Origin of the sequence: Streptomyces tauricus (genome assembly GCF_014650955.1) — a bacterium.
In the GTDB taxonomy this organism is placed as follows: Bacteria; Actinomycetota; Actinomycetes; order Streptomycetales; family Streptomycetaceae; genus Streptomyces; species Streptomyces tauricus.
Window position 1 is genome coordinate 12,712 of sequence record NZ_BMVY01000056.1, and the last position, 19,125, is coordinate 31,836.

Genomic DNA, 19,125 nt, shown 5'->3' on the forward strand with positions numbered 1-19,125 from the left:
TGGAACGACGAACAGCCCGCAGAGGTCCTTGAGCCGAAAGGCCTTGCCGCAGAGCCGCGCAGGCCCCTCTTGCCGCGGGCAAGGCTCCTCGGTGATCGGCCGCAAGACTGTGGGGTGGGCCCCGCCCGAACGGGCGGGGCCCACCCCACAGCAACGGGTTCTCCTCATCGGGCGTCAGTGAGTGCGCAGAGCAGGACAGTGAGGTCGGGCCGGTACGGCACTCCGTCTGGCGCCCGCTAGGCGAAAGCCCCGTCGTACTCGTGCCGCGACCACTTCGTCACCTGGCTGACCTGCTCGCTGGTCGGCGCACAGTCCGTTGCCGGCATCACGGGCACAGGACGGTCCTGTCCGCCCTTGTCCTTGTGCCCGTGTGCGTTGCGCGATCGATCCGACAACACCGTGTTCTCCACGATCAAGGGCACCATCAACAGCAGGAGAGCCCTGGCCATGATGCAGAGCTGCCGTACCGTCGGCAGAGCGAAGTAGTACCGGTCGTATGCCGATTGGAGCGGCACGATCCGTGTGAGATAGGTGTCGGCGTCGAACTTGTTCACGGTCAGCAGCGTTCGCAGCTCGGGGCTGACAGGCCCCGTCAGGCCCGGCCGATATGCGAACACCCACCGGCAGGACTGCGGATACCGAATGGCCAAAGCGGGGTTCTCAGGTTTCGGACCGACGAGTGTGAGGTCTCCCCTGAAGAGATTCCACAGTCGCGGCAGTTGCTCGATTCCCGACCTTATCAGGAAGAGATCCGAATGCGTCGCCGGGGCCCCGCTCTCACTGACATGCACGTTGAACTTGTAGCGCATGAAGACGTGTCCGCCCTGACCGACCCGCGGCTGCCGATCCAGGGCATCCCTCCCCTTGCTCTTGACCAAGAGATAGCCGACCGCCAGGGGAACACTCATGGTTGTCATCGACATGACCGAAAAAGCGATATCGATGATCCGCATGACAGGCGGCAGCTTAACGACTTTCACACCCTCGGCCAGGATCTCCATACGCTTGCGCCACCATGGCTCGAACTGGGGATGCTGCGCTGCAGCCCGGTTCTGGTGACGATTGTAAGAGCGGCGAAAATTTGAGGAGACCACCGCGGCTGTCATGCCGGCTCCGACGAAGATCAGTACCTTCACGATGTCATTGATCCCGTCCAGGTACGGCGCCACGGTGAAGTACATGACCATGAAGACGAGCCAGAGGGAAATGATGTCTCCCAGGACTGATACTCCCATCGCCGCAGCGCTGCGAAGGGGAGACCTCCTTCTTCCTCCGGCCGCGCACGGAGGAGAACCGGCGGGAACTCCCTGATGTGATGCGATGGTGTTACGGCGTGACACTTCGATCTTCGCCTGGAGGAGGAAGGCATCCACCTCGTCCTCCGTGGCGAGATGACTCGTGACCTCATGGAGGCGCGCCTCGTAGGCGTTCACGCGGTCTGCTTCTTCCTCCGTCAGCCTGGCCTCGCTCTGCCCGGCCGGGCCCACCACACCGCCTCCGGAATCCCTCATCCAGTTCTTCATTTCTGCTTCCCCTCGGCATCCCCCATGGACCCAGCCAGCTCCGGATGTTCCTTCCCAAGTGCGGTAGCCAGCTTCTTCCTTGCGTGGCGAAGATTCGAGCGCACCGTAGCCGGGGCCATACCCAACTGCCTGGCGATATCCTGCGGCTCGAATCCGTCGATGCTCCAAGCCATCACCTGCCGCTGGACTCCTACCAGGTGATTCTCGACAAAATTGACAATGAATTCCCACTCTTCGAGCGGGCTGCACAGCGAATAAGAATTGTCCGATCCGCGGCGTGCAATAAAATCAGCACGCGCTAGCCGGTCGGCCTTGTTTTCCCTTATGTCGCTGCGCAAGAAATGGTGCGCTGCAGCCTTGCGGCTCCAGGGCCGTGGCGCCTGCACGGTGGACCAGTTCTGCAGCAGATCGATAAGAGCGGACTGTGCTGCGTCTTTGGCTTCCTCCGGGGTGGCACCCAAAAGAATCACATGCCTCGTCAAAATGTTGAACTCGGAGCGAAAGAAAGCGTCATATTTCTTTTGCTCCTCTCCCGTGAGAGGCTGGGTACCCTTTTTGGGGCGCCGACGGTCCTGCGTCGGGAGGACGGCCGCGCCTTCGGCCACAGCCTCCTGGCCGGGCGGCACGCCGCTGCCGCCGTCCGGGCCGCGCGTCCCCCTAGGCCACCGCACGAGACATCCCTGTCCCAGTCCGCTTCACGTTCATGCCTACGAGGGGCGCCGACATCGCCGAACGTGCAATCAGAAACCAAGATTTTTTCGCGACCCGCATGCGAGAAGGCGCCGTCAACAGCCGTCGCTGCGCTCACCGCGCCCGCCGCTCCCGTCCCCGCCTGACGTCATTGCACCGCTGGCCGGCACCCTGACCAGGCGCTTTCGCAGTCGCGTGGCCAGCGGACGCAGGCCGCCCGACAGCTTCACCGGACAGCACCGGCACCTCGGCCCGGCTGACATCCATGCAGATGGAGATCACCAACATGGGCTACGGGCTGCCCCCAGCGGCGCGAGAGGGCACGGGGGGCCCCGGCAGCGCCACGGCACCAGATGTCCGAGCCGAGGCCGGCGAGAATGCGTTCGCCGGCAACGGCGACACCCTGCGTCAGCTCACAGGCCTGCCTGCCGCGCCCCGGGGCGGATTCCGGACCGGCCTCGGGGTCCGTTCCTCGACCGGTCGGCCTTCCGCTCGGCAACCGCCAAGGACAGCCCTGCTTCGAGCAGTTGTGACAATGCGCAGCCGTGCCCGGCCTGCCGGCTGAGGGGCGTTGTGCAGGCGGGGCCGCGGAAAGGTGATCGTCACGCCGGCAAAGCCGGCGGCCGCTTCCGATCGCACCGGTGTCAAGTCCCCCTGGGGGCGTCCTGCTTGCGCGCGGGAGGCGAGTGCCGGAGAGGTATGCCATGTCGGCCTGTTCACGTATGGCGGTTACGTTCGGGGAACCGTAGCCTGACCCTTGGTAGCTGTGGGTAGCCTTACGGGTGCAGTTCGTTGTAGGCGGGCGGGTAATCCGACCGATGCCCTGCGGCAGTGCACAACCGTCCACTAGAGTTGCTGCGCACCATCCGGGCAGATCGGGGGATCGGGAGGAGCTGAGGTGGTGCATGGGGGGAAACCCTTGTGGCGCAGGAGCAGCAAGTGCGGCAACGAGAGCGAGTGCGTGGAGGTCGCGGTGGGACGTGACTGGGTTCTTGCCCGCGACTCGAAGGCTCTTGCCTGGCCCGCTGTGACGTTTACCGCTGGTGTCTGGTCTGCATTCCTGGACGCCGTGAGGGCAGGGGAGTTACAGAACCCGTGACGTTCTTAACCAGCCAGCGGCAAAGGGGAGGGGGATGGATGGACGCTGGGACGTTGGCCGTTCAGCGGCTGGGCCGAAAGGCCCGCGGCCGGCCTGCAGCGGTGGGCGGAGCGATCACTTTCACCCTCGCCGTCGGTCTTGTCGCCACGCTGGCGGCAGCGGCAGCGTCGATGCTCGTGGACAGCGTTGTCTTCAAGAGAGTTCTGTGGGTTTCCGTGGCCATGATCGTGGCGGTCAGCGCCGGTCTGTGGCGCGCGGGAGTAACCCCTACGGCGCCTCCACCGGATTCTGATCGTCCTCCGTACGGCTCCCGGGCGGGTTCTCCGCACTAGCGCGCGCCGCCCGCCGGCGGAGCACCACCTGCCCCACCCGCCAGGCTGCTGCCCCCGAAAGACTGGCGCCAACCAGCGTCAGCGTGCCCGTGCCGGCCGGCGGCCAGGACAACCTCAGGTGGGATGCCTTGTCCACGACGAACATGACACCCGCCACGGTGCCTGCCACGAGGGCCGCCACGGCTATCAGACATATCAGTCCCGCAAGAGCGAGTATCCGCAGTCTGCTGATCCAGTTCGGTGCAGCCAACCGCCCACCGTTCTCGGACCGGGCTTTTTCTGCCGCGATCAGGCTCTGTGCCTCGGCATCCCTGATGGCCTGCTCCTCGAGGATTACGTCGCTCTTACCGCCCGCCGCATCCGTACCACCGGGCGTGTTCGTCTGCATCCACTCCAGCATGCGCTGCCACATCGGCCTGGAGACCATGCTTCGGCCCTCCCCTGCCCCTTGTCACCCCGGCTGTTAATGGACGCCGAGGTCCTGCTGGACGCGGCTAATCAGGTCGGCCGACTCTGACTCGTCGAGTGCCATATCGGTGATCGCTTGCAAACACTCCTGGTAGCGGGCCAGCAGACGCATGTCCTCACCGCCGGTCATGCTGCCGGCGGCATGCTCCAGATAGAGAAGATCGTCATCATCGGGAAAGCCCAGCAGGACGAAGCTGCCCAGCGTGCTGTAGTGCGCTCCCGCCTCGAAGGGCAGCACCCTCACAGAGACCTCAGGGCGGCTCCCGAGGTCGAGCAAGAACCCCAGCTGCTCCGCAAGCACCCCCTTGCCTCCGACCTGGCGTCGCACGGCTGCCTCGTCCAGCACGAACACGCAGGCAGGCCTGCCCGAGTTGTCGAACATCCGCTGCTGCCGTTCCATGCGCAGGTCCACGACCCTGCGGAACATGCCCTCCTCTAGATCGCGCGGACTGAGAAGGGCCTCGGCATAGGCGCGGGTCTGCAAGTGCCCCGGCACCACGATGGGGTGATACGTGTGCAGAGAATCTGCCGCACTCTCATATCCCAAGTACTGGGCGAACTGCGGGGTGATGACCTCGTGATACCCCGACCACCAGCTCGGCCCCTTACTGCCCCGTGCCGCCTGCTCCAGATCCTCGACCCGTTCAGGATCGATCACCCCGTACAGCGACAGCAGCGCCCGGAGATCGCTGACCGACACGCCGACGGTTCCGGTTTCGACCCGGATCAGCTTCGACGGGGACCACTCAACCCGCTCGGCCGCCTCCCGCTGGCTCAGATGCGCGTGTTCACGCGCCCGGCGCAACGCAAGGCGTAGCTTGCGCCGGTTCAGGCTGGGGTCAATCTGATGCGTCATCGCCGCTCCTCCTCTGCGCACGTACCCCAAACCTCATCGGCCATGCACAGAATGATCCTAGCTTTTTGCGTAGCTCATTATGCTCCGAGCTATCTGCATAGAGCCAAACGGCGAACGAGTGGAGCGTCACACTCCGACAGGGGCCCCTGGCGACCTGCACGGAAGGGCTGGCTGACTCACTTAACGTCACAGCCCGTGCCTGTGCTCCCGAACGTCCCGTCATTTTTCGCACGTTGACGCGCACGGGCGTGCGAAGGGGCGCATGAAACCCCTGCACGCAACCCGCCGTACGCCGGAGTGCGCCCATCAGGTCAACGTGACGCGGAGGCACTCGGCAAGATCGCTCCGCAAGCGAGGCGCGGTTACGGGCCTGCCCCGGCAGCAGCGCCGACTCACCCGGCATCCGCCACGCTGTCATCCCTGAAGCTGACCGCACCCACGAACGCTCCTCCTGCTAGTGCTCTGACCGCATAGGTTCGCCGGGTCGGTGCTTGTCGCGGTTGGATGTGGGGTGACGCGATTCGACTGCTGGAGGTGCGGTGGCCGAGCCTGTCCGTGTGCGCAGACTGACTGACCAGGAGGGGTAGAAGCTGCAGCAGATCGTGCGCCGGGGCAACACACCAGTTCGGTGCGCTACCGGCGGGCGATGATGCTGCTGGCCTCGGCCGGCGGGAACCGGGTGCCGGTGATCGCCCAGCTGGTCCAGGCCGACGAGGACACCGTCCGGGACGTGATCCACCGGTTCAACGAGATCGGCCTGGCCTGCCTGGACCCTCGGTGGGCGGGAGGCCGTCCCGGCCAACTCAGCTCTGACGACGAGGACGTTGTCATCCAGACGGCCACCACCCGCCCCACCAAACTCGACCAGCCCTTCAACCGCTGGTCGCTGCGCAAGCTCGTCGCCTACCTGCGGAAAGTCCACGGCCGGGTCATCCGCATCGGCCGCGAGGCGTTACGCAGCCTGCTCGCCCGCCGCGGTGTCACCTTCCAGCGCACCCAAGACATGGAAGGAATCCCCCGACCCCGACCGCGAGACGAAGCTGGACCGGATCGAGCACGTCTTGAACCGCTTCCCGGACCGGGTGTTCGCCTTCGATGAGTTCAGCCCGCTCGGAATCCGGCCCACCGCAGGCTCAGGCTGGGCCCGACGAAAGCACCCCGACCGGGTGCCGGCCACCTACCACCGCACTCACGGTGTGCGCTACATCCACGGCTGCTACTCGGTCGGCGACGACCGCCTGTGGGGCATCAACCACCGCAAGAAGGGCGCCGCGAACACGCTGGCCGCGCTGAAGAACATGCAGAGCTACCTGAACCCGCCCCCGCCGACTGACGGGTGGGTCCCGGCGGGCAGCCGGACCGGCTGAGCTGGCTTGAACGTCCGTTGTCTGCTCGTGAGAGGAAGGCCCCATCGGGTTCCGCTCTGAGTCAGGGCGTGGCGGTTCGACCGGCTGACCACGAGCCGAGGTCCGCAGCCCACGTACAGCCCCGTGGACGTGGAACACCAATGCCGTCCACGCCGCCTGCGGAGGATCCTCGACGTACCCAAAGCCGCGAACAGTGACCGGGAGCGATCTCACCGGCGGTGACACCGGTCTCATGGACTGGGTGTGGCGATGCGGGCCCAGACTGTTTTTCCGTGGGGGTCGGGTGCGCAGTAGCCCCACTGGCTGGTCAGGGCGTCCACGATGAGCAGTCCCCGTCCAGTCTCGGTCAGGTGGTCCGGGCAGCGGCGTGATGGGGCGGCGGGGCTGGGATCGACGACGGCGCATACGACGGCGCCGCCCGTGCGGACCATGCCCAGCCACGCCTTTGTGTCGGCGTCGCCCGCTCCGCCCAAGGCGTGGCGGATAGCATTGGCGGCGAGTTCGCCGACCACGGTCGTCATGTCGTCGGCGAGCGGGGCCAGGCCCCAGCCGTTGACGGTTTCGCGGACGAAGCGGCGGACGCTTTTGAGACTGGCGGCATTGCAGGTGAAGGCCCGGGCGGCGAATCCGGCCGCACTGATTCCCAGAGCAAGTCCCCAGTCCGGTGCGGTGGGTGGGACCAAAGTGGTGTTCCGGAGGGGGCTGCTGGCGGCGGGGGAGAGCGGAATCGTGATTCCCGTGGCCCGGCTCAGCGCTGTGGCCGCATGTATCGCCACTGTTCATCCCCCCGGAAGACGTCCAGTTTACGGGCCGCGGAACCCTGCCCTGACTGGTTAGTATCCGCTCCGCCCCGCCCCGGATGCAATTGCATCGGTGACTTGCATCCGAACGAGGAGGGCGGGGAACGCATGTAGTCAGCGTGAAGAACGGAACGGACCAGGGGCAGGAGAACTCGGACAGGACCGGAAGAAGGCCGACATGGAACCCTTAAGTAACGGCGTCCCGGCAGATTCACTGCGCAACGTGATCTGGCGGAAAAGTAGGCACAGCACACCGGACGGCAACTGCGTCGAACTGGCCCTACTGGCCGGCGGAAACGTGGCGATGCGCAACTCCCGGGATCCGTCCGGTCCCGCACTGGTGTATCTGCCGGCGGAGATCGCCGCCTTCATCGCGGGGGTGAAGGACGGCGATTTCGATCGGATCGCCGGATGACGTCGGGAAGAAATACCCAATTGGGGCCTTGTCAAGCAGCATCCTGAGAGACTGACGTTCGCCGTCCGCCTCCCGCAGGAGACCCTATGCCCGCGTCTGCCCATCAGGTTGATGCACCCACGCTCGAGCACTACCTCGCCGCCTCCGCGCGGAGCCCCATCGCACTGCGCATGGTTCTCGGGCAACTCCTGCGCACGCTACGCAAGGAGGCCGGGATCGACGCGGAGGCGGCGCGGCGTGCCATCCGTGGCTCGGAAGCCAAGATCTCCCGGATGGAACGCGCCCAGGTCACCTGCAAGCACGATGACGTGATGGACCTGCTCGACCTTTACGGCGTCACTGATCCCGAACTCCTTGCTCGCTTCACGGAGATGGTGCGCTTCGCCCGCCAGCCCGGTTGGTGGCAGCGCTATGACGGCGTGCTGCCTGACTGGTGCGGCAAGTTGATCGGCCTGCAGGAGGCCGCCTCCACGATCCGCACCTACGAGGTCCAGCTGGTGCCCGGGCTGCTGCAGACGGCCGCGTACGCGGAAGCGGTGATGCGTCTGGGCTACCCATTGGCCCCGCAGGAGGAGATCGACGCACGGGTGGAACTGCGGATGACGCGCCAGAACGTACTGGCCCGAGAGGACGCCCCCCACCTGTGGGCAGTGCTCGACGAGGCCGTGTTCCACCGTCCCATCGGAGGCGAGCAGGTCATGCGTGAACAGGTGGACCATCTGGTGAAGGTGGCGCACCTCGACCACGTCACGGTGCAGATCGCACCGTTCGACCGGCCCGGCTGTGTCGCGGCCGGCTTCCCGATAACCCACCTGCGCTTCGACGTCGCCGCCCTGCCCGACATTGTCTACCTCGAGCAGCTGCGCGACGCCGAATACCTGGACAAGTCCGAGGAGACCGACCACTACCGCTCTGTCCTGGACGGCCTGGCCCACGCCTCCTTGACCCCGGAGGAAAGCCTCGAGCTCCTCAGCGCAACCCTCACGGAACGCTGACGGCGGCGGGACCTGTCCCGTCAGCGGATCATCGCCACGCCGCCGTACTCGGCCCACGCCGGGCTCCCGGCAGCCGCCACCCGGTCACTGCCCGGCCGCCACCGGCAGACGTCGGTCAGGTGCGGGGCGAGCAGCCGCAGCGAGCCGAAGAAGGCGGCGACGTCCGCGCGTGAGCGCACCCGCCCCCACCGCCCGCCCGCCGCCTCGCGCATCGCCTCGCTGGCCTGGCACCGCACCCGGGGCTGCTCGCTGACCAAGTGACTGGCGGCGACGAAGCTTCCCGGCGCCAGCGCCCCGGCCGTCTGCGCCAGCACCCGGGCCGGGGACGCAGGTTCGGGGATCGTGTGGAGCGCGGACACGAACAAGGCCGCCACCGGCAGCTTGAGGTCGAGCAGCTCACGAACCTCCGGCGCGCACAGCAGACGGTCTGCCTGCAGCGGACCGGCGCGCACGGTAAGAGTGCGCCGCTTCTCCTGCCACAGAGCCCGGCCGTGCGCGAGCACCAGCGGATCGTCGTCGGCGTACACCGTCCGCGCCCGCGGATCGACGCGCTGGGCGATCTGATGCACCCCCAGCGGGGTGGGCAGCCCGGCGCCGAAGACCACGAACTGGCGCACGCCGTGTTCCCGGGCCAGATGGCTGGTCGCCCGCAGCAGGAACCGGTGGCCGGCCTCGGCCACGGCCTGTGCGCCGGGAGCGATCCGCAGCAGCCGCTCGCACGCTTCCCGGTCGGCGGGATAGTGGTCCTTGCCGCCCAGCAGGTAATTGTTCATCCGGGCAACACTGGGTGAGGCGACGTCGAGGACGTCTAATCGCGGCACTCGCCCGCGGTCCAATGCGGCACCCCACCCCGTCGGTGCGCCCGCAGCACCCTGCATGCCGCGGGTACTCCATAGTAGGAAAGCCGCCCTGGGACGGGGTAGTTCTGTGCAGAACCACCCAGGGCCATGTGAAGTGCGCTACAGGCAGGCCGGTTGCGGCATTACCGGCGTGCGCGACCGGCTACCGGCTGCGCCCCCGCCGCCGTAGCGGGCGCCGCCGTCAGCTGCCCGGGCAGCGCCCGCTGCGCCATCCGCAACTGGGAAGCCACCGCTGGCTCTTCGACGCCCATCAGCTCGGCCGCCTGCCCCTCACTCAGGCGCAGGCGGCAGCGCAGGATCACCGCATCCGCCTGTGCCGGAGGCAGCACCTGGTGCACCGCATCGACACTCTGCCCGGCCCCGGGCCTGCGCTCGCACAGCGCCGAGGAGATCAGTGCATCCAGCAGCCGCCAGGCCACCGCCGCCGGGCGGGAGCTGCTGATGACCGTCGGCCAGATCGTGGCGAGATTGCCCAAGGCCGCCTCCACGAGCCGTTGGCTCACCCAGGCGTCCTGAACCCTCTCGCGCGTGTAGCGCAGATAGCGGTCCCGGTACAGCAGACAAAACGCCGTGTACTCCAGCGGAAGGACCAGCGCGATCGCCTGCTGCGGTGGATCATCGTCCTGTGGGGACTGCAGGCACAGCCCCCACGCAGACGCAGTGCGGAAACGGCGCAAAGACCAGGACATGGCACCTCTCTCCGGAAGCAGGACGCGTCAGGTGGATTCGGGATGCGCGGGCGGAAGCTGCCGAAAGCCCTCCGGGACGGGGTCCAAGCAGAACAGGAAGGCGTAGTGGATGGCCTCCCACAAGGGCCGCACATCGGCGGGCCAGCCCCCGAGCGCGGTCACCAGGGCGGAGGTCTCCTCCCAGCCCGGGACCATCTCACCCTCAAGGATTTCGCTGATCGCCTGCGTGCTCAGCGCACCGCGCGAAGCCTTGCGGACCGTACCGAACGGCGGGCGCCCCGCGGCCAGGTGCAGCCCTCGCAGAGCCGCCCGCAGCCGGGCCACCGCGTCCGGGATCGCGTGCCGCGCCCGCGGCCCCAAGCCGTGCACGTTCTCGAACAGCACCGCCAGCTCGGCCGGATCCCCGCCGAACAGCTCGGCCAGTGTGCGCACCACCGGCCAGGTGGGAGTGCGCTCACCCGACAGGATCCGCGACACATACGACGGGGACAGGACGGTCTGCTCAGCCACCTCCTTGATCGTCAAGTCGCTGGCCCGATGCAGATACGACAGCGCTGAGGCGAGCTTCACCGAGGCCCGCTCGGCTGACTGCGCGAGTAACCTGTCCTCCGCGGCGTCCCGGCCCGGCGCCGGAGACGCGGCCGTCTGGCGGACCGCGGCCCGCTCCGCCGCCCGCCGCTTCAGGCGTTCCTGCACCCGTCCTTCCGTCCACCGGGTGCGTGCCGTGGTCGCGCTGATCTGAGCGGCCGCAGCCACCTGCTCCCAGTCCACACCCTTGGTGCGGGCATCGTGCACCGCGGCTGCCGCGTAGTACTCCACCTCCCGGGAGACCTCGCCCGCGCAGCGCAACAGCTCCTTCAGCGGCCGCCCGTCGTACTCGGCCTCCAGCAACGCAGCCGACAGCGCCTGGAGATCCTCCGCGATACGCCGGCCCAGCGGATGCGCACTGCGGGGCGGCCGCTGCCCCAGGCGGCCATCGCGTTCACGCTGCGCGGCCTGCCGGCAGGTGATGGTGCAGTACTCCTTCTTCCGCCCCGGGCCGCCGCTCTGGGCGAATCGTTCCCGGCAGTGGCGGCAGATGTCATAGCGGGGAGTGATGCCCGCCATCGTTCCTCCAAGTGCGTGTACGTGAGGACCGTTTCTCCTTCGGGTGCGTGGGTTTCTTGCACACCGGAAAGAGGAATTCGGCATTCCTGAGTGGCGCAGGGCTGGTTGCCCCGAAGCGAGGAGCGCTGCGCCGCTGAGCGCACCGCCCCCCGCCCCGGACTGCTCAGCTCAGCCGAAGGCGCTGGTAGTGGCAGTGCGACCGGCGCATCGCCACGATCAGAGCAGTCACCACGGCGCTGGTGGCAGGTGCCGCCCACCAGCCGCGAATCAGAATCACGGGCACTACTACGACGGCCAGGAACATGCTTGCCTGCACCGTGACAGTCCAGGCACTCGCCGTATGCGTTTCATCCGGGGAAAGGCGCGGAATGCTAGCGTCGTCGCGAGTTACCGCTCGGAACAGAGCGGCGACGGAAAACCGATCAAGCATGGGGCACGTACCTCTTTCTTGGTCAGGTCCATGAGGGAGCCCCGGAGTTGGTGTCGAGCCTGCCCGGGGTTTCCTCGCGTCAACGGACGGTAGTGCCTCCGTAACACCGGGCGCCATATATACAGTTCATCGCGCAAAGTTCGAATGTCGCAGCAGTGACTAATTAGCGAGTGGGACCAAAGCGAACACCTGATTGCTTTCGCTTCCGTCCAGTCCGGACCGAAAGTGACTGCAGTTGACCGATTCGACGTTCCTCCTGCATAAATGCGAGTGGGGGGCGGAGATTTCATCCGCCCAGGGCTCTCCTCGTGCGCCCCGCGCACCCCTGAAGCCGCTGTATGCGCGTCCGGCTCGTACTTCCGTCCGCGCTGCCGGGTGACTGTTTGCGCAAATTCGAACCCTGCCTTCCGGAAGAAGGGGAACCCGCCACAGGAAGCCCTGTATCTCGCCTCCCGCAGGGAGCGTCGGGGCTGCCGGAGCGCCCGGCCTTCACGGCGTGCCGGGTCGGGAACCGCTGTTCCCTCACCTCTCGGAAGTCTCGCTGTCGCGGTGCTGGCGTCAGGCGGCCGGAAGGGCGAGCGGACCAGCCGGTCGAAATTTCTCCAGCTGCGCGCGTGAGTGCCCGAACGGGGCCAAGCGCCGTGACCCGAAAGGTGCACTCGGGCCGGGAGCCGAGCTGCCCGGCCGCCAGTGGGCGACGCGGCGCTTCTTGTTCGGGATCCACCCCAAACTGGTGCGACGCGACGCCCTAATCGAGGGGGCCCGCCGACCATCAGGGAGAAGGCCCCCTGCTCGATTCGATGACACAGGTGATCTGTCCGTGCCGACGCCTGCCGGATGCGCTGTTCTGCTCGGGCAAGTCTGGCTCGGCGAGATCGAGCCGGAGTTCTGCGCACAGATCACTGCTGTCGCAGGTGCGGGGCTCACGCCGACCGCACTGCTTCCACTGCCTGGCTGACGGGGCGTGGTGACATTGCCGATCTGAGGCTGGTACTGGCCGCCGCAGCTTCGGCGAGTTCCCTGACCAGCGGCGAGTGTGCAGCGGACCCGAAACCGGCCATGGCGGCCTGGGTACCCAGACGACCGCTCCTGCTCCTGCGAGGGGCTTCAACCGAACCGCTCCATGCGCCCGTACGTCGGCAGCAGCGTTCTCAGGATCTATTCATCGCCATGGTGTTGAGATGGAAGAACGCTACTTCCACATCTGTCCGTCAACGGCGGACAGGTAGGCCCATACCGTTCAGCTGGCGCTGGGTTGCCCCCGACCGGTGAGGGCAAGTGCCAGGCGACTTCCTCGTGGCTGAGGCGTCGCCATGCTGCTAGGAGACGGGTGCGGACCAGTTGGTCGAAGAGGTCCTCCAGTTGCTGGGGGGACTGGCCGCACAGGCGGGTGAGCGCGTCGAGTTCCGCAGTTCCGGTGCCGTCGCAGGTGTGGGTGGCGAGGGCCAATGCAGTGAGCTGCATCGAGTGCGCCATGCCGCGAGGTCCAGTCAGAGGAACAGGCTGCAGCGCCCAGTGGGCCGCGCGTGCGCGGGCGGCCCGTCCGGACGTCTGAGTGTGCATGTCCGCATCAAGCAGGCGTACTTCCCCGGAAGATTGCCGTGCGGCGAGGGCCAGCCATCCGGCGTGCTCGAGTTCGCTCCACAGTTCGGTACGGCCTCGCAGCCGCATGCCACGCAGGAAACCGGGAGGGAGCCGGACATGCCCGTGGTGGTCGGCGCGCAGGGCGCACTGCAGCGCCAGCAGACGGGCGGCGGGGGAGGAGAACCGGGGGAGTGCCACCGCGAGATAAGTGAGCGCTTCCTTCACACGCAACCGTTCGGCCGACCCGTGCTGGGGATGGCGGCGCGGGGCCGTTTGACGTGGTGTCTGTACGGGGGCCGCACCGGGCAGGGTGTCGGGCACGAGGGCGGTATGGCTGGTTGCGGCCGCGCAGGCGGCGCAGGTGTCGGCCAGGCGCCAGGAGCGCCCGCCGGTGTCGCGGGTGAGCGCCAGGAGGACCGGCCCGGCGCAGCCGCGGCTGCGCGGGTGCCATGAGCAGCCGTGGGTGCGGCACTGGCAAGTGCGCAGATGTCCGGGCAGTGCTTCGGCGCGGGCATGGCTGGCCAGATGCGTCAGGACCGCGGACCGGGCGGACGACGCCTCCAGCGGGAGAGTGTGCGCCTGGCACTGGAGGCAGAACAGGCTGGGTCCTTCCGCCCGCGATCGCAGCTCCACTCTCCAGATGCGCCGCACCGCGCTCTGCGTGCCGGCCGGCCTCATCGGCTCGTCGCCCCCGTCTGAAAACAGTTCCTATGGCAGGCGTCCCGGTGTCGGGCACCAGGACGTCTGCACGGTAGTGCAGATTCCTGCCCCAGGTTGCCGCTCCGCCTCGGAATGGAAAGTGCAGTTTCCCGCACTGACGGGGCAGGTGTCTGCACCGTCGGATGGTGAAGTGACGATCTTGCCGCCCGACCCCGACCTCACCGCCCTGCGCATGGCGCTGGCGCGCCTGCGGGGCGAGCGCGGCTGGACCTTCGACGAACTCGCCGACCGCAGCGGCCTGGCCCGGCGCACCCTCATCGACCTCGAACATGGCCACGCCGCCGGCAACGTCACCACCTGGCATACCCTCGCCCACACCTTCGACGTGCCGATCCAGGACCTGCTCGGCGCCCTCTGCGACGACCACACCCCATCCGGCACACCGCACTCCTGACCCGTCCACCGCCGGCACCCCGCGGATGGTGAATCACCCGTACCGGCGAACCGCCACCGAACGTCCATCCGCCCACTGCGATGGATGTTCGCCCCCGTTGGGCCGACCAGGCGACATCCAGGCAGCCATACCGCCATGCACGGCGTGCCCTCTGGCACCGTCCGGGCCATGTGCCCCCACACCGCCTCCACCGGACGCCGCACTGCGTACCCCCGCCGCCCGTTGCGCACCCCCGCCGCCAGTCTCAGCCATCTGTTGCACGCCGGTCAGAGCGGCCGCTGCCGGCAGTGCGGTCACCGCGTCGACCTCTACCCGCGGACCGACCAACGGCCCATCGCCCTGCACCCCACTGAACTGGCCACCGCCGACGTCCCACCGCGCTGCCGCTGGCACCTGAGCAGCGGCATCGCCCACCCTCACGGCGACGGCAGCCCCTGGTGCCGCATCCCGCACGCCCTGCTCTGCCCCGCCCGCACCATGACCGCCCGGCTGAGCCCGCGCATCGAGGCCGTGCGCCGCCACCTCGCCGTCCGCACCCGCCGCCTCATCGACACCGGCGCCCTCGCCCCTGCCTCGCCAGCTCCCTGCACACCGCCCACCGACAGCGACCGCCCCGGCCGGGCCATCGTACAACTCCTGCTCGGCCGCTACCTCGCCGAGGGGCCCCTCGACGGCATCCGCTGCGTCGCCCGCACACACCAGCGCCGCCGCTGTCCCCACTTCCTCCTCACCCCCTGCACCCCAGCGGGCATCTGGATCCTCCTGCCCACAGGCTCCCAGCACAGCCAACTCGCCCAGCCCGACACCTTGATGGCCGTCTACGACCTCACCCACCAGCCCTATGCAGAGCAACTGCGCTGGCGCACCCAGCGCTGCCGAGCCCACGCCACCACCCCCGGAGCCGCCGACTTCACCCCGGCCCAATGGCAGCCATTCGACCCCCTCCGGCACGCGGCACACATCCACACCCGCCTCCCACACACCCCGTCGAGCCGCCGCAGGAAGGCGTGACCGGTGCCGCACCACGCTCTGGAAATCACCCCGACCCGGCCACTGACGGACGCTGAACTGCGCGCCGCCGCCCGAGTGCTGCCGCTCGCGGCCAACCACAACAGCACCCGTCTCATGGTCCTCACGCACGCCAAAACCCCCGGCAGAGCCGCGCACCGCCTGCGCCAGCTTCTCGACACCCAGCTGCCCATCGACGTGATCACCACCCACTATCCGGACACAGGTGGGCAGGTCCTGCTCAACGTCGCCCTCCCGACCGCCACACGCACCCTGCTGAAGGCCGCCGCCGACCGCCTCGGCCAAAGACCCGAGGAATTCGTACAGCTAGCCCTGCGCCGCGCTCTGACCGAGTACGCCGATCGGGAAAGCGACCGCCTCGACCGGGCCGTGCGCGAACTCCTGGCCCAGACCACCCCCGCCTACCTGATCTCCGCCGTCGGGCACGCGCTCACCCGGCGGCCCGAGAGGCCCACACCATGAAACCGACCGACGAACAGACCGCCGCTGCCGACGCCTTCCACGCCGGCCACCACCTCGCCCTCCAGGCCGGCGCGGGCACCGGCAAGACCACCACCCTGGCCCACCTCGCCCACGCCACCGGCCGCCGCGGCCGCTACCTCGCCTACAACCGGGCCATCGCCCAGGACGCCCGTACCCGCTTCCCCTCCACCGTCAGCTGCAAGACCGCCCACGCCCTGGCCTACGCCGCCGTCGGCCACCGCTACACCCGCCGCCTCAACTCCCCGCGCCGACCCGCCTGGCAGACCGGACAGGCCCTCGGCATCACCAAAGCCCTCCGCATCGGCGAACGCGACCTGTCCCAGAGAACCCTCTCCAATGCCGCCCTGCGCACCGTGGCCCGCTTCTGCCACACTGCGGACGAGACCATCACCGATCACCACGTCCCACGCCTACGCGGCCTCGAAGACTGCACCCAGCACGCCCAACTCGCCGCCCACCTCGTGCCCTTCGCCCGCAAAGCCTGGGCCGACCTGCAGCACCCCGACGACGGCGCCGTCCGCTTCGACCACGACCACTACCTGAAGATCTGGGCCCTCACCCGGCCACGCATCGACACCGACTTCCTGCTGCTCGACGAGGCCCAGGACACCAACCCCGTCGTCGAGCAGATCTTCCTCAACCAGCGCGAGCACGCCCAGCTGGTCATGGTCGGCGACTCCGCCCAGGCGATCTATCACTGGCGCGGCGCCAAGGACGTCATGACCGGCTTCGACGGCACCCAGCTTGCCCTGTCCCAGTCCTTCCGTTTCGGCCCCTGTCTCGCCGACGAGGCCAACCGGTGGCTGACCATCGCCGACGCCCCCATCCGCCTCACCGGCACCACCGCCGTGCCCACCGAACTCGGCCCCCTCACCCAGCCCGACGCCGTCCTGTGCCGCACCAACGTAGGCGCCATGGCCCAGGTCATGAACCTGCTCACCGCCGGACACCGCGTAGCCCTGGTCGGCGGAGGAGACACCCTGCGCGCCCTGGCCCTGGCCGCCCGCGACCTCAAAGAAGGCCGCCGCACCACCCACCCCGAACTGGTCCTGTTCCCCTCCTGGGGAGACCTGCAGGACTACGCCGCCTACGACCCGGCAGGACGCGACCTGCAGCCACTCGTCGACCTCGTCGACACCCACGGAACCGACGCCATCCTGTCCGCCGTCGCCCAACTCGTTCCCGAACAACAGGCCGAAGCCACCGTCTCCACCGCCCACAAAGCCAAAGGACGCGAATGGCTGCGGGTCAAAATCGCCGACGACTTCACCCCGCCAAGAGACAGCGACCAACTGGACGACACCGGCCGCCCAGTGCCGGGCCCGCTCGATGACGGCGAAGCCCGCCTCGCCTACGTCGCCATCACCCGCACCCGCCACCACCTCGACATCGGAGGCCTGTCCTGGATCGACGACCATCCCAGCGCACCTCAGCCACTATCGGCAAGGAGTGGGCACACGTAGATCTCGCCGAAGCGGAGGACCAAGCCGCCCGGGCTGTCGTCCGTCGGCGGGTGTGTCCGATCCCTGAGAGCGGACGACGAAGACCTTGCGGTAGGCCACGGTGATGTTCGGGTCGCCCGCGGCGACGAGGGACGACACGTCAGAACCCGAACCGCCCTGGACGTCACCTGCCCGCTCCTCCCTCGCCGAGCAGCACGAAAGGGAAACAAGATGAGGAACAAGCCAGTGGTTTATCGGCCGCCGCCAGGTGGTGGTCAGCGCAGGTCGCGGGCTTCCCAGCCTGGGGGAGTTTGGGCAGGCCGATAAAGGGTCGATGTTGAGATGTTCTTGGAGGAGAGCTTCGAGGCCGCGACCGCCGATGAACTGCATGCGACCGGTGCGCTCCAACCTCGCAGTAGCGAACCAAAACTGAGGAGCAAGACGGAAAGCGGTTGAGGTGGTTCCGTCCGCGGGACCGCCGGGCGCCTCGATGCTGTACTGCTACCACCATCCGTGGACAGCGTTGATCAGGTTCGCCACAGCAGCGATGAACGCTGCCCAGGTGAGGATGTCACTGCGGTGTCGGTGTGGAGGCGGGGAGTCTGAGGTGGTCGGATCGAGCATTGCTAGCCCCCTGGTCTGCTGGCTTCGTGTCGTGTCGGTCGTATGGCCTTTGTAGGCGATTCCGTCGCTGCGTACAGGGGGCCTGACGCGTCGGCGCTGCTGAGCAGGCACGGGCGCGGGGGCGCGTCAACTACCGCGCACCTGCGCGCCTAGTGCGCAGCGCTGCTTGCCGCGACGATGTGGGCATGGATCAGGAACGTACTGCCAAGGATCGCCTGTCCTACCCCTACAACCAGGACCTCTCTGGTGTGCTGCGTAGGATGAACCGGCGCACACCCTTCAGCAGGCAGAGGCTGGCCAACGATCCGGTGACCGCCGCTTACGTGCTTGCCGGCATGCAGTTGATTCGCCGTCACCTTGGGCCCGGGGCAAAACGGGTGCTCAACGATCCGGAAGATGAAAATTCTCTGGGGCGTCCTCTTTTGAGCTTTCTGTCTCAGCGAGCGGTCGTAGCTGAACTCGCCAATAATCCGGCACCTTTCCCCCGCGTGGGTACTACTGCCACTTTGAGATGCAGTTGGAGGTCACACTCGGACTACATCGCAGACCTGCTGAGCTTCGGACTGTGGTCGCTCCACGAGCCGGCGCTGCACGACTCTCGGATTGCCCCGGATACCGAACGGCTGCTTGATGGGCCGGAGTTCGTCGCGGCAGCGCATCGGCTGTGCTACTACGATCTGACTACCGTCGTCGACGGACCGACGTTCCGCCTTGAGCTCATCGCCTCGGCGGCCGCCGAGGGCGACGAAGTGATCCAGGAAGCTCTAGCAGCGAACCGCCAGGGCGCTATGGAGCCCTGGAAGCAGGTATACCAAGAGATGTTCCTCGCTCGCGGACTACGACTGCGTCCCGACGTGAGCCTGGACGACTTCGCTGGAATGCTCGCCGCCATGGCATCGGGGTACGCGCTGCGCCGAATCAGTAATCCCGATTTGGTCAGCATCGATACCTCACGGGAGCGCTGCATTTTCGGCACGGCAGCACTGGCTCTGCTCTTGGGCTGTGTGGAACGCGGCGGTGGCACGGCCGAGATGAGTATCGAGGATGCAGTCCGTGAACTTGTCTACGGCCAGCCTCCGAAGGAAGGTAGGCAACCTGCTCCGCCCGCAGCGCCCCATGAAACAGAACGTCTCTCCAAGACAAGTGACGGCCCTCTTAAGACATCATCTCATTTGGCTGAGTAAGCTGCCAGTCGTGGCGAGGATTGTTGAGCGGCTG

16 protein-coding genes and 1 pseudogene are annotated in these 19,125 nt (G+C 67.6%); 9 read left to right on the forward strand and 8 right to left on the reverse strand.

Annotated features, from left to right (window positions below; genetic code table 11):
* Positions 1-236: 236 nt before the first annotated feature.
* Both IE278_RS39715 and IE278_RS42745 read right to left on the reverse strand, forming a co-directional pair.
* Complete coding sequence (locus IE278_RS39715) at positions 237-1,523, reverse strand: sugar transferase (RefSeq protein WP_189779887.1); 1,287 nt, start codon at positions 1,521-1,523, stop codon at positions 237-239.
* Complete coding sequence (locus tag IE278_RS42745) at positions 1,520-2,128, reverse strand: RNA polymerase sigma factor (protein WP_189779888.1); 609 nt, start codon at positions 2,126-2,128, stop codon at positions 1,520-1,522. Before IE278_RS42745 ends, IE278_RS39715 begins: the two co-directional genes overlap by 4 nt.
* 1,058 nt (positions 2,129-3,186) lie before the next feature.
* Here IE278_RS42745 and IE278_RS42750 point away from each other — a divergent pair.
* Positions 3,187-3,312, forward strand: a complete 126-nt coding sequence (locus IE278_RS42750; RefSeq protein ID WP_246571552.1) for a DUF397 domain-containing protein — start codon at positions 3,187-3,189, stop codon at positions 3,310-3,312.
* Positions 3,313-3,579: 267 nt separating this feature from the next.
* Here IE278_RS42750 and IE278_RS39730 read toward each other — a convergent pair whose 3' ends face one another.
* Both IE278_RS39730 and IE278_RS39735 read right to left on the reverse strand, forming a co-directional pair.
* Positions 3,580-4,071, reverse strand: coding sequence for a hypothetical protein (locus IE278_RS39730; protein WP_189779889.1), 492 nt, complete (start codon positions 4,069-4,071; stop codon positions 3,580-3,582).
* A gap of 36 nt (positions 4,072-4,107) precedes the next feature.
* Positions 4,108-4,968, reverse strand: coding sequence for a helix-turn-helix domain-containing protein (locus IE278_RS39735; RefSeq protein ID WP_189779890.1), 861 nt, complete (start codon positions 4,966-4,968; stop codon positions 4,108-4,110).
* Between the two features lie 590 nt (positions 4,969-5,558).
* On the opposite strand from IE278_RS39735, the pseudogene IE278_RS39740 reads away from it, so the two are divergent.
* Positions 5,559-6,275, forward strand: a pseudogene (locus IE278_RS39740) (helix-turn-helix domain-containing protein); the annotation flags it as partial.
* Positions 6,276-6,565: 290 nt separating this feature from the next.
* On the opposite strand, the gene IE278_RS39745 reads toward IE278_RS39740, so the two are convergent.
* Positions 6,566-7,111, reverse strand: coding sequence for an ATP-binding protein (locus tag IE278_RS39745; RefSeq protein ID WP_189779891.1), 546 nt, complete (start codon positions 7,109-7,111; stop codon positions 6,566-6,568).
* A 202-nt stretch (positions 7,112-7,313) separates the two neighbouring features.
* Here IE278_RS39745 and IE278_RS39750 point away from each other — a divergent pair, with 202 nt between their 5' ends.
* Both IE278_RS39750 and IE278_RS39755 read left to right on the forward strand, forming a co-directional pair.
* Positions 7,314-7,550 carry a DUF397 domain-containing protein gene (locus IE278_RS39750; RefSeq protein WP_189779892.1) on the forward strand — a complete coding sequence of 79 codons (237 nt, stop codon included), beginning with the start codon at positions 7,314-7,316 and terminating at the stop codon, positions 7,548-7,550.
* Between the two features lie 86 nt (positions 7,551-7,636).
* Positions 7,637-8,545 (forward strand): Sco1979 family transcriptional regulator, encoded by a 909-nt coding sequence (locus IE278_RS39755; RefSeq protein WP_189779893.1) that lies wholly within the window; start codon positions 7,637-7,639, stop codon positions 8,543-8,545.
* Between the two features lie 20 nt (positions 8,546-8,565).
* Here IE278_RS39755 and IE278_RS39760 read toward each other — a convergent pair whose 3' ends face one another.
* From IE278_RS39760 to IE278_RS39770, 3 genes are all read right to left on the reverse strand, one after another.
* The gene (locus IE278_RS39760) at positions 8,566-9,366 is read right to left on the reverse strand and encodes an SAM-dependent methyltransferase (protein WP_373312228.1); all 801 of its coding nucleotides are present in this window, start codon (positions 9,364-9,366) and stop codon (positions 8,566-8,568) included.
* Between the two features lie 161 nt (positions 9,367-9,527).
* Positions 9,528-10,094 (reverse strand): sigma factor-like helix-turn-helix DNA-binding protein, encoded by a 567-nt coding sequence (locus IE278_RS39765; protein WP_189779895.1) that lies wholly within the window; start codon positions 10,092-10,094, stop codon positions 9,528-9,530.
* 27 nt (positions 10,095-10,121) lie between these two features.
* Positions 10,122-11,201: a helix-turn-helix domain-containing protein gene (locus tag IE278_RS39770; protein WP_189779896.1), complete on the reverse strand. Its 1,080-nt coding sequence runs from the start codon at positions 11,199-11,201 to the stop codon at positions 10,122-10,124.
* A 2,864-nt stretch (positions 11,202-14,065) separates the two neighbouring features.
* Here IE278_RS39770 and IE278_RS39775 point away from each other — a divergent pair.
* From IE278_RS39775 to IE278_RS39795, 5 genes are all read left to right on the forward strand, one after another.
* On the forward strand, positions 14,066-14,329 hold the full coding sequence (locus IE278_RS39775) for a helix-turn-helix transcriptional regulator (RefSeq protein WP_189779897.1): 264 nt from the start codon (positions 14,066-14,068) through the stop codon (positions 14,327-14,329).
* 168 nt (positions 14,330-14,497) lie between these two features.
* Positions 14,498-15,340: a DUF6083 domain-containing protein gene (locus IE278_RS39780; protein ID WP_189779898.1), complete on the forward strand. Its 843-nt coding sequence runs from the start codon at positions 14,498-14,500 to the stop codon at positions 15,338-15,340.
* A gap of 3 nt (positions 15,341-15,343) precedes the next feature.
* Positions 15,344-15,820 (forward strand): hypothetical protein, encoded by a 477-nt coding sequence (locus IE278_RS39785; RefSeq protein WP_189779899.1) that lies wholly within the window; start codon positions 15,344-15,346, stop codon positions 15,818-15,820.
* Positions 15,817-17,304 (forward strand): UvrD-helicase domain-containing protein, encoded by a 1,488-nt coding sequence (locus tag IE278_RS39790; protein ID WP_189779900.1) that lies wholly within the window; start codon positions 15,817-15,819, stop codon positions 17,302-17,304. Before IE278_RS39785 ends, IE278_RS39790 begins: the two co-directional genes overlap by 4 nt.
* A 788-nt stretch (positions 17,305-18,092) precedes the next feature.
* Positions 18,093-19,091, forward strand: a complete 999-nt coding sequence (locus IE278_RS39795) for a hypothetical protein (RefSeq protein ID WP_189779901.1) — start codon at positions 18,093-18,095, stop codon at positions 19,089-19,091.
* Positions 19,092-19,125: the final 34 nt, after the last annotated feature.

What these genes read in the sequence shown, in the direction of transcription:
- IE278_RS39715 (WP_189779887.1), bottom strand. Translation starts at nt 1,523, where the DNA reads ATGAAGAACTGGATGAGGGATTCCGGAGGCGGTGTGGTGGGCCCGGCC.
- IE278_RS39735 (WP_189779890.1), bottom strand. Translation starts at nt 4,968, where the DNA reads ATGACGCATCAGATTGACCCCAGCCTGAACCGGCGCAAGCTACGCCTT.
- IE278_RS39750 (WP_189779892.1), top strand. Translation starts at nt 7,314, where the DNA reads ATGGAACCCTTAAGTAACGGCGTCCCGGCAGATTCACTGCGCAACGTG.
- IE278_RS39795 (WP_189779901.1), top strand. Translation starts at nt 18,093, where the DNA reads ATGGATCAGGAACGTACTGCCAAGGATCGCCTGTCCTACCCCTACAAC.
- IE278_RS39765 (WP_189779895.1), bottom strand. Translation starts at nt 10,094, where the DNA reads ATGTCCTGGTCTTTGCGCCGTTTCCGCACTGCGTCTGCGTGGGGGCTG.
- IE278_RS39790 (WP_189779900.1), top strand. Translation starts at nt 15,817, where the DNA reads ATGAAACCGACCGACGAACAGACCGCCGCTGCCGACGCCTTCCACGCC.
- IE278_RS39780 (WP_189779898.1), top strand. Translation starts at nt 14,498, where the DNA reads ATGTGCCCCCACACCGCCTCCACCGGACGCCGCACTGCGTACCCCCGC.
- IE278_RS39730 (WP_189779889.1), bottom strand. Translation starts at nt 4,071, where the DNA reads ATGGTCTCCAGGCCGATGTGGCAGCGCATGCTGGAGTGGATGCAGACG.
- IE278_RS39770 (WP_189779896.1), bottom strand. Translation starts at nt 11,201, where the DNA reads ATGGCGGGCATCACTCCCCGCTATGACATCTGCCGCCACTGCCGGGAA.
- IE278_RS39755 (WP_189779893.1), top strand. Translation starts at nt 7,637, where the DNA reads ATGCCCGCGTCTGCCCATCAGGTTGATGCACCCACGCTCGAGCACTAC.